Here is a 17506-nt window from a genome sequence, read left to right as displayed (position 1 = left end):
CGGTATAGTGATAGGCGTAAGGAACTGTGCACCGGACTAAAGGACTGGCGTACAGAGAAGAATTGCAAGGGGGTCACCCCCTTGCACGGGATGAGGACCATCCCGTGCAAAGATCCTCCTGCAAAGCGAAGGGAGAGTTTCTATGAGAAAGAACTGGAAACGATGGATCGCGGGGCTGCTCACTGCCGTGATGCTGGTCACCATGCTGCCCACGGTGGCCTATGCCGCAGTTGGCGACCTGCTGGACATGAGCGGTGTGCAGCGCACCGCCCTGCTGGCTGCGCTGGAGGAGGTCTACGGCGACGACGCCGAGGCGTATCTGGCCATTTTGAAGCAGTATGGCCTGATCGACGAGGACGGCAACATCGTCACCGACGAGAAGATCATCATGGACGGGCAGGCATACACCCTGGATGAGATCGAGGCTATCCTGGACGACCCGGCCACCGACCTTACCAAAGTGGTGGAGGTGGACGGCGACTATCTCACCCTGGCCGACCTCAAGACCGTCGTGGAGATCGAGCGGTATCTGGCCTATCTCAAGGCCACCTACTTCACCGAGCAGGACCTGACCGACGAGCAGATCGACAACTTCTACGACTTGGCGGAGGCCTGGGCCAACGGGGATATGGTGATGCTGGCCGCCGATGCCCTGGAGGGCGTGGGCCCCGCCGGGGTGGACCACGACGTGCGGCTGACCGTCACTGGGGCGGCCACCGCCGAAGAAAACGGCGAGTATACCGTCACCGTGGAGGCCTCCCGGTCCGCCGCAGATCAGGAGATCACCTTCTCCTGGCGGACAGTGGACGGCAGCGTGACCGCCGACATTGACGGCGAGGAGACCGTTACCATGTACCCCGGCGAGAGCAAGACCCTGACCGTCCATGTGGGCGAGACCCCAGAGCGCGTCCAGGGCACGGGAACCTTCCTGGTGCAGCTCTATGACCTGAAAAACGCCCTTCTCTCTGACGGCTCCACCCGCTGGGAGCAGACCGTGACGGTAGATAGCGACGACTATTTCAAATACTATTCCCGTGTCTCGAAAACGCTCAGCTATGAGAGACGAGAGCATGGTGTTGAGACTGATTGGGTCGTCGCAGGCGGAGATGAGGAAATGCGGGACCGGATCCGGGATGGCGGCAACCCCATGTTTCTTGCGGATAAAGAAACGCTTTCTCTTGAAGGGATGTCCTCCGGAAACTATTTACGCATATTTGAAAGCGGCGGCGGTAGTTTGATTGCCGGCAATTTTCAGTACACAGTTGGTGCTTTAGGGTGGTTTTTTGACCCCGGTTCCTCGCGCCCGATCGCCGAGGAGCGGCCATTCTCCTATGAATTAAAGATCGATGATGAAGTGCTCCAGGCGGACGACAACTTTACTGATTGGGTCGTAGAAGAGACTTACTTGCTTCCTTCTATCGGGTTAGAGGCTTTCCCCACACAAAGCGAAAATCTGGATTATGAGGAGGGTGATGAGATCCCCGAGCACACGATGGAAATGAATATGTCCGGATATTACCGCCGGTATCAGACCAGCAGTGGCAGCGAAACCTCATTCGCTTTTGATCCATACCTCGAATATCGCGCATCCTACTACATGCAGGAGACCACCAAGGAGACCACCGTCTCTTTCTCCGCCCCGGCGGGCACCTACTACGCCGGACAGCAGGTGCCCATCGTGGCTACCTTCGATTACCCCGTGAAGATCACCGAGGACATGACCATCACGGTGAACGACGATCAAACACTGACCCCAGAGGAGGTGGAAACCACCGGCGAGAGCTGCACCTTCCTCTATCCCGTGACCGAGACCAGCGGCGGGGCCATCTCCGTCACTGCCGCCAACTTCGTGGGGGATGAACCCACCTGCCAGCTGGAGGGCGCCAACAAGCTGGAGTTGACCATCTCCCGGGGGACCGACGACCTGACCGGCGTGACACTGGAATCTCTGGACCGGGAACTGGCCTTTGGGGCGCCCACGCTGGCGGTGCGCCAGGAGCAGCAGGGGCAGAAGCCCGTGCTGACCATCACCCTGCCCCTGACTGGAAAGCCCTATGACAACTGGGTGTTGAATGAGGTGACGGACCTGACCACCGGCATCCTGCCCGCCCTCAAGGCAGTGCTCAGCCAGACGGGGGACACCCAGTATGACTTCCGGGTGAACGACCCCCAAAACCCCACGGCGCTGGTGGCGGAGATCACCCTGCCCTATAATACCTCTGTGGAGGAGTTCACCGGTCAGGTGGACTTCCTGCTGGACGGCTATGTGATGATCGGCTGGGGTCGGGAGTACACCCTGGACGGCTCCAAGCCGGTGGGTGCCTTTGACGGCGGCATCAAGCTTACCCGCACGAACAGCAAGACTGGAGAGCGCGAGGAACAGACAAGCGGCACAGTCTATTTTGACTTGGCGGAAATGGCGGATTGGGAGATGACGCTGTCCTTCACCCTGAAGGAAGGCGACTTCACCTGGGGCGACGTCACTAAGGTCACCGCGTACCCGGAGGACAACAAGCCGGAGGGGATCGACAATCAATTTCACTTTGCATGGGAATACTCCGGCCCCGTCACGGTAGTACTCAACGAGGACGGCAGCACCAGCTTTATGCTCACCGGGGAAACAGGATATGCCAATGCCAGACTGGTGGCCCTCAACGGCGATATGGAGGATGCGCTGCTTGGAAGCGTCACCCTCCATTGTGAAAACTGGGGAGGCGGGACAGGGAACGCTTTTCTCCAGATTCCCGAAAGCGGCAGAAACATCTCCGTCCGTGAGGGGAATGACGCCCGGATCTACTGGAGCAGCAACATTTGCGCCCTGAACCAGAACGCTGGGGAGGACGGAGCCTTTGTTCCCACCACCTTCACAGTGCAGCTGGGTACGCTCAATTTAGAGGATGCAGATCCAACGGTAGCGGTTGTCAAGGAGTGGACGGTGACGACCGATGAGAAGAACCCCATCCTCTCCGCCTTTACCATTCCGTGGGATGAAGGGCTGGATACATTCTACAATGAGGAAAGAACGGGGCTGATCGTTGCCTGTATCTCTGCGGAATATCAGGAAAAGCGGCTCGGCACCTATATCAACGAGAATGGTGTACCGGAGATGGGGGAGGGCGAGGAGCCTGCCATTGCCTACATCACGCTGCTCTCACCGCCCGCGTCCGTCAAACTGGACCAGCCCGCAGGCGGCCTGTACCAGACCGATGGCGGCGGGAACGGCAAGGACATCACTCTCAGCTGGACGGCAGACAACCTGGATGTAAAGAACGGCGGCGGACAGTTTGAACTGTACATCGCCGGTGGCGAAAAGACCATCTCGGAAACCGACCTGACGGGCGGGGTGACGCAGGATGGAAATACCTATTCCTACACCCTGAATGTCCCTGCTGTGACGCCGGAGACCGGCGACCCCGCCAGCTACCGGGACGCCTATACCGTCACCGTTAAGGTCCAGAACGCCGCCGACGCCGCCTGGGCCTATGACAGCTATGTGCTCTATGTCTACTCGGAGGACATCCTGGAGATCCTGCTGGACCACGACGAGAACACCGGCGGCAGCTACACCATGTCCAACGTGGAAAAAATCAAGACCCTGTGGGGCGACGGCGGAGAGAACGGCTCCAACGCCATCGTGGCCCTCCAGCGGGACATCGCCCTGAGAAACGTCATCTCCATCAACTACGGCCAGTATGCCTGGGCGGAGCTGGCTGACCAGATCGCCTGGGCCTCCAACGACAGCTCGGTGGCCTCCGTCAACTACCGGCAGGGCACTCTGTATGAGAACATCGAGAACTTCTCCTACACCACCTACCGCCCCTCCACCGACTTCGTCCTCTCCGGCCTGAAGGACGGCGAAACCACCGTCACCGCCACCCACGGCAAGCTGCCGGAGATCTCGGACAGCCTGACGGTGGATGTGGAAACCTTGCGGGATCAGCTCTACCTGTTCCAGTGCTACCCCAAGACGGAGACCACCCTGACCTATCAGGTGTACACCAGCGCCGCCAAAACCGCCACCGAGGAATACACCCTGACCACCAACGACAAAGGCGAGGCTGCCATCTATGCGCCCCACGGCATCGCCGGGGACATCTACTGCAATTCCGTGGCGGATGATGGGGATGACGAGGACGTTATCTTCCTGGGCGTCATCCGCAGCCAGAGCCTGGTGTCCTCCGAGGCCGACTCCACCAAGCTGCAGCTCTACCCGGTGAACACCCTCCAGCTGCGCCGGGCGGCCCAGGCGGAAATTTATCTAAAAAACTCGGACGGCACGCCCTATGAGGGGCAGGTCACCTTCCGGGGCGGCGTGTACCGGGGCGGCGAGTACTGCACGGGCGACAGAAATTCTGCGGTGCAGTTTGGCCTGCAGGGTGAGAAGGATCCAAGCCAGTGGAAGCCCGGCAACACACCTCAAACGGTCAGCACCAATGACGAGGGCCGCCTGCTGGTGAACATGGATCTTGGAAAGTTCAAGACCGCTGACAACCAGAAGGAGGTCCAGGCGGGCGAGGCGCTCTACTACCTGTTCCAGCTGGAGTACGGCGACGGGACTGGTGCGGAATATTATCCAATCATGCTGCGGGTGGACGCCAACCTGAACCTGGACGATGTGGCGATCTCCGGCGACAGCATCGTGGCCTGGGAGAAGAATGAGAGCGGGCAGAAGCAGCCCTATATCGCCCAGCAGACCCTGAGCTACAGCCCCAAGAAATACGCCAGCGTGGCCGACATCCGCGGGAACACCGGCAACGTGGGCCCCAGTGATACCTTCCCCACCGCCTATGTCACCACCTCCATCATGTGGTGGGGCGACGAGCACGCCAAGGACCTGGGGCGGGCTAACACCGTGATGCTCCAGGACGCCACCGGCAAGACCCCGGAATGTCAGACCAGCGAGACAACCACATATCCCTTCACGGATCTGGCCTTCACCGAGAACCGGATGACCATGGACAAGGATAGCATGGAGGAGTGGGGCATGGCCGCGGGCGAGAGCCGCGGGATGCGGGCCGTCCTCAGCGAGGACGGGACCACCGCCAGCCGCACCATCAGCCTGCCCTTCCAGATGGTCAATATGATCGGCGTACCGGAGGCGGAGGCCTCCAATGCCCTGACCGGAGCCCTGGCCGACGTCAAGAGCGGAATGACCGTGGATGCCAGCGGAGACGTTGGTGATATGGGTGACGGCGATATCATGATCGAGGGCGGCATGGATCTGCTCAGTGACGATGCCGGCTACGACCCCGAGAAGGACAAGTTCGCCGTGCGCCTGTACGCCACCAGCGACCCCACCGTGTTCCGCGCCCTGTTCGGCGTGAACATGGGCGATCTGGAGCCCGGCGTCTATCCCGAGTATGACGACCCGGACAACATGACCTTCGTCCACGGGGACGCCTCCACCGGCAAGAACCAGGAGCTGGAAGCCCTTCCCGGCCCCATGGACGTCTACAGCATGGTCAAGGGCAAATACCTGAGCGCCGCCAAGGAGGAGGCCCAGCAGGCCGCCGCCGGAAAGGGCCTCATGGGGACCAGCATGGCGCTGGGCGGCTACATGGAGGCGAATATCTCCTACAACAGCAGCAGCGGCAAGTGGGAGTGCCAGCCCATCAGCGGCGGCTTTAACGTAGGCGCTGGCCTGAACTTCAACTGGAACTTCAACGCCGTCGTGGGCATCGTTCCCATCACCGCCAGCGTCAACCTGGGCGGCGCGCTGGAGGTCCGCATGGACATGCAGCAGGGTAACTATTACGAGGTGACCTCCGGCATGGACGGTCTGAAGAACGCCGGCGACCAGAGCGCCTTCAACACCGCCCTGGCCAGTGCCAGTTATACCGACGCCACCGGTAGCGATTATCTTACCAACCTGCGGATGTACTTCTATATCAGAGCCTTCGCGGGCGTGGGCTTCGACGTCTCAGTGGTGGCCTTTAAGATCGGTGTGTTCGGCCAGCTGAATTTGGATATGCAGTACAAATGGCTCAACCGCGGTTATCTGGAGGAAAGCTCGAATATCAGCGCCGTGGGGCCGGTCAGCAGCCGGACGGACGACGTTATACAGGGCTCCAACCTGTCTGTCAGCGGCTCCACCGGCATTGAGTTCGTATTCAAATTCCTGTTCATCAGCTATGAAAAGATCTTCTGCTCCATCGGCTTTGAGTCGGAGTCCGATGATCCGGGGTGGAGGACCATCGAGGAGATCTGGAAAGCCAATAAGACCATCAACGGCAAGCCCGTCACCCGTATGGCCATGCCCAACGGCCAGGTGATATACGCCGTGGACCTGGGGGCGCAACTGGAACGCCGGGACTATGTGGACACCGCCGAGCAGGAGTGGCTGGGCGGACGGCCCTCCATCGGGCTGTTCAGCCTGGACAAGGATCAGAACGCCACACTGGCGGAGACCCTCCAGATCGGGGCCTACTCCTACGCCAACCCGGTGCTGTCCGACGACGGTGAAGTCATGTTCTATCTCAGCGACCGGGAGGACAACGACCCGGAGAGTGCGTTGGACATCCGCAACACTCGTGTGGCCGTGTCCACTAAGAGCAATGGTCAATTCCAGCAGGGAGAGCGCTTCGACAGCAATGATGAAGTGTCCACCGGCTACGGCGACAGCAATGTGAAGGTGGCCGGCTCTGACGGCAGTTACGCCGCCGTGTGGGTCCGGCAGACAGAGGACATCACCGAAAATGTGGTCCCCGGAACTGCCCTGGACGATGGTCAGCAGATGCTCCAGATAAATTCCACCGAGATCATGGCCGCCACTTCCACGGGCGGCAGCGACTGGACGCTGGAGCAGCTCACCGACAACAGCACCCCCGACCTGGCCCCCGTGGTGGCCGCCAGCGGCAATCGCATCATTGTGGCATGGCGTGAGGTCAAATCCTCCGACGCCTCCAATCTGACCAACTTTGACCAGCAGGACGCCATCCGGTATGCCGTCTGCGAGAACGGCCAGTGGATACGGGATGAAGATGTGTTCGGGAATGAATACGTCGCCGCCCAGACCCTGTATGACGGCACCGGCTCCACGGCCTCTGTCAAGGGCCTGGAGATGGCCATGCTGGAGGACGGTACCGCCGCTGTGGTCTATACCCTGGATACCAATTCCACCACCGAGAACACCACCGACTGGGAGACCGTTGTGGCCATTATCCCCGCCGTGGACGGAACATACGGTGCGGATGATACCCAGAGCGAAGACCTGGTGCGCACCTTCCGCCTGACTTCTGACAACAATCTGGACGAAAATCCCCAGATCACTACTGCGGAGTTTGGGGACGGCGAGGAGCGGTTCGTGGTGGCCTGGCACACTGAGCGAGCCATCACCGACGACCCGAACGGCGAGACTGAGTCCGATATCCGGCTGTCCGTTATGGACACGGACGGCAAACTTTATGAGAATATGCCCGAGTCCCTGAGCGTGGCTGCCGGCGGTGCCGGCGACACAATCGGCTCCAACTTCCGCTTCGCAAAGAACACCCAGGACATCGGCGACCTCGCCATCCTGTGGGTGGACTCTGTCAGCGGCGAGACCGACGAGACCACTTACGACTCCCTTGCAGGTGCGGTATCTGCCAGCTCCACTAACGTGGGCCACGATGTGCTCAAGGCGGTCAAGTTCGTGGAGGACGGCGATTCCTACACCCTGTCCGGCACTGTGGAAGTTGCGGAGATGCAGGAGGGCACCCTCATCGACCACTTCGACGCTTATGTCAACGATACGAGCACGTACGAGATCAGGTCAGTCATCCTGGGTACTAATTACAGTGAGACTACAGAGCGTGAGGTGACTATTTCCGACGGTGAGAACGATGAGACTGCGACCATCACTGTGGCCAACCCCGTCAGCGGAATGTATACCGCCACGGAGAAGTTCACCAACCAGATCCAGGAGTCGGCGGTGATGCTGGCATATGAGGAGCTCTACACCAACAGCGACATCGACGTCCAGTTCACCATCCGCAACACCGGCATGGACGCCATTACCAAGCTGGAGATCATCTCGGAAAATGAGAGCGTCTATACCAGCGGCGACACTTCTCTGAACCTGATGCCCAACCGGGACGTCACCGTGACGGCCAAGTTCCCCACGGGGGAGGCCATTGAGAACGCGAATTACACCATCAAGGCAACCTTCAAGAATGGTGTGACCGTGGAACTGCCCGGCACTCTCTATCTGGACATCCCCGACGTGGGTATCTCCAAAGTGGAGACCGTCAAACAGGCCGACGGCGTACGCACCCTGCGCTATGCCCTGCACAACCGCCTGGCCGCCAGCCTTGCAGACGAGAAGGATAACTGGCAGGTCAAGGTGGGCTTCTACGCCGACCAGAGCTGCACCACGATTCTGAAGGGCACCGATGGGCAGGATCTGATCGATACCATCACGGAGACGGCAGATCTGTCCCTCATCGACGCCGGCGGTTACAGCGCGGAGGTCACGCTGCCTGTAGCAGAGTACATGAAGGAGGAAAGCGGCGCACAGGCGGAGATCCCCAGCACCGGTATCCCGGTCTATGTCAAGGCCTGGATCGAAGCCCCTGTGGAGGATCAGGCCATGCGGGCCCGAACCGGTTCCTACAACAGCGTCAGCGAGTATTTCACCGCCAACAACACCACCTCTCTGACTCTGAGAAGCCTGGCTGAGGAGCGGGATGAGCCGGTCACCGTCATCTACGACATGAGCGTTGCCAACGGCAAGACCATTGTGAATACAAAGGTGCAGTACAATTACCTCGGCGGCACCACCAGCGGCAACCTGATCGTCACGCTACTGGACGCCCAGGGCCAGCCCATCGCCAAGCAGCAGAGCTACACCAAGGCAGACGGTTTGCTGACGCTGGAAAAAGAGGGTGCCGCAACCCAGACCTTTGAGTTCGCGGGCATCACCGGTGCTGCCGGCGTCCGGGTGGAGTTCTCCGACCTGATTCTGACGGACAGTAGCGTGGAACTGGACCATATCTCCATCGGCGGCCACACCGCTGTCTTCGACTCGAGCACAAACACCTATACGGTCGATGCTGTCGGCCTGACCAACAGTATCCTGGAGATCGCGCCCAAGGACCCCCAGAACGCAACGATCAAGCTGGACGGTCAGGATTATGATGTGGATGCCTCGCATGCCACCCAGCTTGCCTCCGGTACTACCACATGGAACATTACAGTCTCCAACGGCGGCAACTCCGCAAGCTACACGCTGAAGCTGACCAACAATGCCGATTTTGTTTCTGTCACCGGAGTGAGCCTGAACAAGACCAGCCTGACCCTGACGGAGGGCAGCACGAGCCAGCTGACAGCAACTGTTGAGCCAAACAATGCCACGAACAGGAATGTTACTTGGTCTTCCAGCAATTCCAAGGTAGCTACGGTGGACGGAAACGGAAAAGTCACTGCCCACAAAGCGGGCACCGCGACCATCACCGTCACCACCGCAGACGGCGATAAAACCGCTGAGTGTAAGGTCACGGTCGAGGCCGGAGGTGCGCCGGCTGTCAAAGTCGACAGCGTGAGTCTGAACCAAACCAGCATGAACCTGACGGCAGGCAGCACGGGCCAGCTGAAAGCCACTATTAGCCCCAGCAACGCCACCAATCAGAACGTTACCTGGTCTTCCGGCAATACCTCCGTAGCCACAGTGGATGCCAGCGGCAATGTCAAAGCCATCCAGGCAGGCACCACGACCATCACCGTCACCACAGAGGATGGCAACAAGACCGCCACCTGTGCGGTCACAGTTACTGCAGCACCTATCAATCCTGACCACGGCGGATCTGGGAGCGGCAGCAGTGGTTTGCCCAGCTATGTAGTGGATACCGCTGCTGATATCGACCATGGCACGATCACAGTAAAGCCAAGTCGTGCGGAAAAGGGCGACACGGTCACCATCACCGCCAAGCCCGACAAGGGCTATCAGGTGGACAAGGTCACCGTCACCGACAAGAACGGCGACACGGTCAAGGTCACCGACAGGGGCGATGGCAAGTACACCTTCACCATGCCCAACAGCAAGGTGAGCGTGGATGTGACCTTTGTACCCGAAAAGCAGTGGACAAATCCCTTTGTGGATGTGGCGGAGGACGCCTGGTACTATGACGCGGTGCGGTATGTCAACGAGAACAGCCTCATGGCCGGCACCAGTGCCAGCACCTTCGAACCGGATCTGACCACCACCCGCGGCATGATCGTGACGATCCTCTACCGGCTGGAGGGCTCCCCCAATATCGAAAATGAGATCTGGGGCTATCCCTTCAAGGACGTGGATGTCAATGCTTACTACGCCACGGCGGTCTACTGGGCGAGGATGAACGGTATCGTGGCTGGATACAGCGACGAGCTGTTCGGCCCCAATGACACCATCACCCGTGAACAGATGGCGGCCATCCTGTACCGCTACGCCCAGTACAAGGGCTGCGACACCACAGCCAAGGCGGACCTGAGCAAGTTCGCAGACGCCGCACAGGTCGGCTCCTACGCGGTGGAGGCCATCCGCTGGGCCAACGCAGAGGGCCTGGTCTCCGGCACCAGCGATACCACTTTGACGCCCGGCGGCTCCGCCACCCGGGCGCAGGCGGCGGTGATCCTGACCCGGTTCTGCCAGAATATCGTAAAGTAACCCGCGCAGGAATTGCGCCGTATAAACAATGAAAAGGCAGGCAGGAGAGCGAGCTCTCCTGCCTGCCTTTTTTCTGAGGGTGATAGTTTGAAATCCCCTAAACTGTCCGCATGCCTTATCACCACTGATCCCTCTGAACCCCGCTTAGATCCGGCTGTGCATTTTACGATTCACAGGAATAGTGAATCGGCAAAATCACTCACTCAAGGTATGTTCTTCTGTGCAGAACTCTAAATTTTGTTTTCGAGCCTGCTCACTCCTCTGTTTTGTTGCCTGTATATTATGAGGGCGTATTATTTGTTCCTATTTTCATTTGTGAAGTGGCCTACTTATTGCCTGTATATAGTGAGAGGCTTTTTGCTTCTCACACTTAAGGAGGTGTTGGCCATGAAAGAATCAGGCTACAAAAGCTATGAGGACTTGCCGCTGTTCCTGAACGCGGCAACAGTGGCAAAGGTGCTGGGGGTGTCTCCCTCATCCGGCTACGAGCTGATGCTCGTCGTCGCAAAGTCCACTCCGCTCCACCCGGCATATATGCCGGGTATACGCTCTGCTCCCTTGCTCCTCCTCTCCCCATGAAAACGCATTGCGTTTTCATGGGGGCCTCTTATGGTTTCCCGGTGCTGAAGATCGGCAGCCGGATGGTGGTGCCGAAAGAACAGTTCATCTGCTGGGTGGAGGAGCATACGGGAGGCGGCACATGAAGTATGGGATCGGAAACTATTTCTCTCTTCCAAACGAGATCTTCCTGCTGGGTCTGAGCAGCGGCGAGCTGGCGGTCTACAGTTTCCTGAAACGGTGCGAAAATCGAAAGACGCATCAATGCTGGCCCAGCTACAGGACCATCGGGCAGGCAGTGCGTATGAGCGAGAACACGGTACGCAAGTACACACTGTGCCTTGAGGAGCGCGGGCTCATCTCCACCGAGCCAACTGAAATCACCACCAGGGCTGGTCAGAAACGCAATGGGAACCTGCTGTACACGCTCCGTCCGATCCAGGAGGTGATAGATGAACACTACGACCGGCAACTGGATCAGCTGGAGCTCGTTGCGGCGCGTCAGCGGACGACAGCGGCCCAGGCCGGCACGTGACCGCCTGTGGGCCGCTGTGTGCGGCGATTGCGGCATGGGCAGGAACAGACACTCCCGCACCACAAAGCGCGGTGTGGGGGGCTGTGTGCCGCAGGTACCGGGATCGCCCGGAAGCCAAAATGAGCGGGTGAACCGAGGGGACGAAAATCGTGCAGGATAAAGGCCGGGGGTCGCAAGCGCCCTCCGGCCGGGTCACACCGCCCCGCAACGCGGGACGGGACAGTGGTTTGCGGGGAGTTGCCTGCGGGGGTCATAGGTGGTCGGTTTGGCTCACTTCGGGGGTCACAGGTGGCCGGAATCAGAGGATTGCGCCCTCAAATCCGCATGAAATCAGGGTTGTAAGGGTGAACCCGCGGGGGGCACCTTGGGGATATCGGTTGGTTTTATCGCAAATCCAAGAAGTGAATATTCGGACTATTGCCCCTTCAAAAATTGCGCTGCAAAACAAAGAGAAAAGCCTCCCGCTGCTACGGGAGGCCAGGCATTTACAGCATATGAAATTCGATTCCTTGATGTTTCGGCGTATCATTTGGGGAGAGTTTCATGACGCGCGCCCAAGTCTTGACCGTCTGCGCTTCCAAGAAACGGACCAAAGCATCCAGAGACTCCTGTTCATCATACTGCTGGAGCGCCTCATAGTATGCCTTTTTATCTTCCTCATAAATGATCATGGGGGGATAGTCGTTGATCATCAGCCAGTAGTTCAATAATGTCCGCCCAACGCGGCCGTTCCCGTCGGCGAAGGGGTGAATATTCTCAAAACGCGCATGGAGATACGCTCCGGCCTTCAGCGGGGCTTTCGGACCTACAGAGTTGACTTCACCGATCAGTTCTGCCAAGTCACCTTCCACTTCTTCAGGGTAGGAGCCGACCTCATGGATGCCAGTCACATAGTCATGTTTTTTGAATGTCCCGGGCCGCTCTCCATTGACCAGATAACGGCGCGCATCGTAAGTTCCCTCCGTCAGCGCGCGATGGATCTCCAGGATCAGTGGGAGGGAAAGCGGCTCCTTAACAGGAATCTTCTCCCGGAGGAAGTCATAGCAGACCTTCTGATTTTGAAGTTCAAACAGCGTGCGGGGATCGCCGGTATAGCCGACCACCCGGCCGTTCTCAAAAATCTCCCGGGTGTCGTGGTAAGAAATCGCTGCGTTTTCGATCTTCCCGGAGTTGTACGCGAAGAGAATGCGGAAGTTGTCCAGGCGCAGGTCCAAGTCTTCGCCTGAACGGACAGCCCACATTTGCCACTGTTTTTTCACCTGATCGTATAGATCCATGCGGCCACCTCCGCTACTTTATGAAGACAGTATACCATATATTTTGGTTTATCACAAAAAAATTTTTGATTGCCACTGTGTTCGCTACCCCAAATGATAACTTTTTGATAACAGTTCGCCGTACCCCTGGATAGTTTTCTCTTTCTGCGGTATGTTGTGTCGTTACAAAGGAGGTGTATCATCGTGGCAAAGCGCAGGCCATCCGGCGACGGCATGGTTCGGAAGAAGGAAGACGGCCGTTGGGAGGGCCGCATCGTGGTAGGCCACAAGGCCAACGGCGCCCCCATCTTCCGGTATGTGTATGGCCGCACGCAGAAGGAGTTACTGAGCAAACTCCACCAGAGCATCGAAACCTATCAGGATGTAGAACTGACCGAGGACAGCCGCATGACATTGGGAGAGTGGCTGGACCGCTGGCTGGATGAATACAAAGCGGGGACGATCCGCCACAGCACCATGTACGGCTACCGGCAGTATGCCAGACTTTACATCAAGCCCATCCTGGGAGACAAGGTGATCTCCCGCATCACCTCGACGGACATCCAGCGGATGTACACAAAACTGAAACGGGAGGGTCGCATCCATGAGCATCCAGAATACGGGTATCAACTCTCAGACGCCATGCTCTCCCGCATCCATGCCATGCTCCACCAAGCGATGAAAGACGCGGTGGGCGCACACTTAATCGCCAAGAATCCCACCGAGGGCACGGTGGTCCCCAAGCCCAACTACCGTCCAAAGCAGATTCTGAATGAGGAACAATTGGACACTTTCATGGCCGCAATCGAGCAGGACGAGGTGTGGCGGGACTTCTTCTTCACCGAGTTGACCACTGGCTTGCGCCGGGGCGAGATCTGCGGCCTTCGATGGGAGGACTTCGACGAGGCGGAGGGAACTCTCAAAGTCAACCGCTCCGTCAGCACCCGCAAGGCAGGCAGCCTGGAGGTCGGAGAAACCAAAACCAACAAGGGCCACCGGAGCATATCCCTGCCGGACAGCACGGCCCAGCGGCTACGGGAGCGGAAGAAAACTGCCATCAGCGATTGGATATTTCCCAATCCCTTGCATCCGGAGGAAGCAGTCAATCCTGGTTATGCCTACAATCGGATGAAAACGATCCTGAAAAATACCGGCCTACCAAGTATTAGGTTTCATGATTTAAGGCACCCGTATGTCAAGCACACGACAAAAATTTTTAGCTTGCGCTCGATGGCTTTTCAAGCGCAGGCTTATCCTGATGCTCGGCGAAAAACTCGCGGAGCTTGTCAGCTTCATCGGGGAGGACAAAGCCAAAGCCCTGTCCGTCCACTCTGCAATAGAAAGCGATTTTCATGACTGCCACCTCAATCAAAAATGTCCTGGATTTTGTATGCGATCTCGATGCGCTTATCGGGATATACCAGCACCCGGTCGATCAACAGCTCGGCCAGCTCGGTGGTCAGCGTGTCCGCATCGAAAATCGCCTTGGACGCTTCCTTGCGGCTGTCCTGCCGTGCCTGTTCGTCCTGCTTCTGTTTCGCCTGTGCCAATACTGCGGCATAGGCGTTTTTTGTTTTCAGCAGCAGCTCGTTACACGCGGCCTTTTCCGCCTTGTAGGTGTTAAGGTCAATCTCGCCCATAAGATAGTGTTCGTAAAGTGTGCGCTTGCCGTCTTGCAGCGTCTCGATCTGCTGCTCATATTCGGCGCGTTCCGGTACGGAGGCATCCACCCGGAGCGAACCGTCCGGGGCAAACGGTGCGGCGGCTTCCATCTGCTTTTTCAGCGTCAGGAATACCGCTTGTTCCAGCTCTGCGGCGTTCAGACGCATCTTGTGACAGCGGCTTTCTACGTCCGCCTCGGAATGGCGGCAGTAATAATACGAGGTTTTCTGCATGGTGCGGGACAGCGCATGACCGCAGCAGCCACAGAAGGCTTTGCCTTTCAGCGGGTAGTCCCGCTTTTTCTTGTTTGGCTGGGAAAAGCGGAGCTGGCTGGCCTGCACGGTATCAAACACGGCTTTCTCTACGATGGCCGGGTGATGGTCAGGGATGATGTACCATGATTCTCTGTCCTTCAGGTGGCTTCTGGTGCCGCCTACTTCGAGAACCGCCCGCTTGCCGATCACATACACGCCGGTGTAGCGTTCATCCTCCAAAATGCGGAGAATAGTGGATGTACTCCAAATCCCGTGACAGCGGGAAATATCATGGGTGTGATTGCCGTGCGCGGCTTTGTACTGGCCGGGAGTGGGGATGCTTCTGCGAAACAGCTCCCGCGTGATGGCGGTGGCGTTGATGCCCTCGGCGGCAAGCTGGAAGATGAGCTGCACAACGGCAGCGGCCTCCGGGTCAGGCTCCATTCTGCCATCGGCGCTTTTGCGGTAGCCGTAAGGACAAATCTTGCTCTGATACTCGCCTCGCTGCATCTTGGCGTACTTTGCGCTCTTGGTCTTGATGGACATATCGCGGCTGTAATACTCACTGATGAGATACTTGAACGCCACATCCATGCCGCCGGTGTCGCCCTTGAATTTGCTGCTGTCAAAATCGTCGCTGATGGAAATGAAGCGGGTATGGAACAGTGGGAACACACGCTCGATGAAGTATCCAGTTTCAATGCTGTTGCGCCCGAAACGGGAAAAATCCTTGACAATGATGCAGTCGATCTGATTGGCCCGCACCAGCTCAATGAGCTTCTGCACCTGCGGACGCTCAAAATTTGTACCGCTATATCCGTTGTCGATGAACTCCATGATCTCCGCGTTCAGAGCTTCCGGCATGGAAGCTGCGTACTCATGGAGGACAAGGCTCTGATTTTCAATACTCAGACTGTCGTACTTGTAGTCCTCAATGGAGAGGCGTATGTAGAGGGCAATCACATATTTCTGCATTGTTCCAGCACCTCCGCATAGGTTTCAAACTCGCTCTGGAAGCGATAGCGCACCGTGATCTGCTTATTGTGGGATACCTCAATGCGGTCGATCAGCCGCTCAATGAGCGCACCGGTCAGCGCACGGTCGGTCTTGATCTGTGCAGCATCCTGTTTCAGCGCCCGGTGCTGCTTGGTTTGGGCATCCATTGTCCGCAGACCGTCCTCCAACTGTTCCATTTCCACGGCAAGATCGGCAATGCGGCTTTCGTACTTTTCCTTGTAGTCGAAATATTCATCCTTGGTGAGAACGCCTTGAACAAGGTTTTCATACAGGCTCCGCACGATACCGCGAAGCCGCTGGATTTCCTGTTTGCGGCTGGTGATCTTCTCCCGCAGCTCAGCGCGGTCAGCGGCCTGCCGGGGCAGTTCTGCAAGGGAGAGGGTGTATTGCCCCAGCGCCGTATCAAGCGCGTCCTGAAGCATATCTGCCAACATATCCAGCAACGCATCCTCGCGGATGGTCACGCCGGGGCAGGCATCCTTGCTGATTCGGCTCTGGCTCAGACAATGGTAGAAGTACACATCGTCAGACTTCTTGAGGATATTTCTCTGCCGGTGCAGGCTGCCGCCGCAATGGGCGCAGAACACCTTGCCTTTGAGCAAATTCGGCGTGTAGGCTTTGACCTCCCGTGCCTTGGCGCGGCTGGCGGTCTGATTGAGAATTTCCTGCACCGCTGCGAACTGTTCCCGGCTGATGATAGCCTCATGGGTGTCCCGCACGACCGTCCATTCCTCGGCATCGGCCTTGACCTGCCGGTGATCCACGGTTTTGGTCTGCCCCTGAACGAGATCTCCAGTGTAGACCTCGGAGCGGAGAATAACGCCGACCGTTCGGGTCTGCCACTTGCCGCTGCCGAGCAAATTTTCGTGGGTGATCTTGCCCTGCATCTTCTTGTAGTGGCTGGGGGTGAGAACGCCCGCCTCATTCAGCCGCACGGCGATGGTATTCAGGCCAGCACCCTCGGAAGCCCAACGGAACATCCGCTGCACCACAACGGCAGCAACGGGGTCAATGATAAGCTGGTGGCAATCGTCCTCGGCTTTCAGATAGCCGTAGGGAGTGCGCGCGCCGATGAACTTGCCGTCTTTCATGGCCTGCCGCTGCTGCGCCCTGATCTTGCGCCCGATGTCCAAAGCGTAGGCTTCGTTTATCATGTTCCGCAGCGGGATGATGATACCGGAATGGGCATCCTCTGGGTTGGCGGTGTCGAAGTTTTCATTGACCGCAATAAAGCGGATGCTGCGGATGCGGAAATACTGCTCGATGTAGTAGCCGGTGTCGATGGTGTTTCGTCCCAAACGGGAAAGGTCTTTGACAATCACGCAGTTTACATGACCGGCCTCAATATCCGAGAGCATCTGCTGAAAGCCCGGACGGTGGAAGTTTGTCCCGGTCGCGCCGTTGTCGATATAGGTATCGTATACGCTGATCTCCGGGTACTGCTCCAGATAGCGGGCAATAATCATCTGCTGGGTTTCAATGGATACGCTGTGCGTGTGGGTATCCTCCACCGAAAGGCGGACGTAGATCGCGGCGCGGCAAGCGGCGTCGGCCTCCTGCACGACTACCGCAGCCGTTTCTTTCCTGCTTTTTCTCGCCATGC

6 protein-coding genes and 2 pseudogenes are annotated in these 17506 nt (G+C 58.1%); 5 read left to right on the top strand and 3 right to left on the bottom strand.

Translation table 11 applies throughout. The annotated features are described in order from the left end of the window. The first annotated feature begins 142 nt into the window (after positions 1-142). The 4 genes and pseudogenes from OCV80_RS02950 to OCV80_RS02935 all read left to right on the top strand — a co-directional run bounded on the left by OCV80_RS02950 (position 143) and on the right by OCV80_RS02935 (position 11714). Positions 143-10621, top strand: a complete 10479-nt coding sequence (locus OCV80_RS02950) for an Ig-like domain-containing protein (RefSeq protein WP_136890907.1) — start codon at positions 143-145, stop codon at positions 10619-10621. A 387-nt stretch (positions 10622-11008) separates the two neighbouring features. Continuing rightward, positions 11009-11127 (top strand): annotated as a pseudogene (locus OCV80_RS16520) (DNA-binding protein); the annotation flags it as partial. Between the two features lie 105 nt (positions 11128-11232). Continuing rightward, positions 11233-11325 (top strand): annotated as a pseudogene (locus OCV80_RS02940) (DNA-binding protein); the annotation flags it as partial. Further along, a complete protein-coding gene (locus OCV80_RS02935; protein ID WP_136890908.1) occupies positions 11322-11714 on the top strand; it encodes a helix-turn-helix domain-containing protein in 393 nt (130 codons plus the stop codon). The pseudogene OCV80_RS02940 and the gene OCV80_RS02935, both read left to right, overlap by 4 nt. Before the next feature lie 485 nt (positions 11715-12199). On the opposite strand, the gene OCV80_RS02930 is transcribed toward OCV80_RS02935, so the two are convergent. Further along, positions 12200-12973, bottom strand: a complete 774-nt coding sequence (locus tag OCV80_RS02930) for a Fic family protein (protein WP_267288180.1) — start codon at positions 12971-12973, stop codon at positions 12200-12202. A gap of 201 nt (positions 12974-13174) precedes the next feature. Between OCV80_RS02930 and OCV80_RS02925 the strand changes: the two genes are divergently transcribed. Then, positions 13175-14326 (top strand): tyrosine-type recombinase/integrase, encoded by a 1152-nt coding sequence (locus OCV80_RS02925; RefSeq protein WP_249390810.1) that lies wholly within the window; start codon positions 13175-13177, stop codon positions 14324-14326. A gap of 8 nt (positions 14327-14334) precedes the next feature. Here the strand turns inward: OCV80_RS02925 and OCV80_RS02920 are convergent, their stop codons facing one another. Together OCV80_RS02920 and OCV80_RS02915 are read right to left on the bottom strand one after the other, a co-directional pair. Next, positions 14335-15861: a recombinase family protein gene (locus OCV80_RS02920; protein WP_136890910.1), complete on the bottom strand. Its 1527-nt coding sequence runs from the start codon at positions 15859-15861 to the stop codon at positions 14335-14337. After that, positions 15846-17504, bottom strand: a complete 1659-nt coding sequence (locus tag OCV80_RS02915) for a recombinase family protein (protein ID WP_267288179.1) — start codon at positions 17502-17504, stop codon at positions 15846-15848. Before OCV80_RS02915 ends, OCV80_RS02920 begins: the two co-directional genes overlap by 16 nt. Positions 17505-17506: the final 2 nt, after the last annotated feature.

This window comes from Oscillibacter acetigenes, from assembly GCF_025567605.1.
GTDB classification, from domain to species: Bacteria; Bacillota; Clostridia; order Oscillospirales; family Oscillospiraceae; genus Oscillibacter; species Oscillibacter welbionis.
The sequence above is the reverse complement of the archived record's forward strand: the minus strand, read 5'-3'. Positions and strand labels throughout refer to the sequence as shown.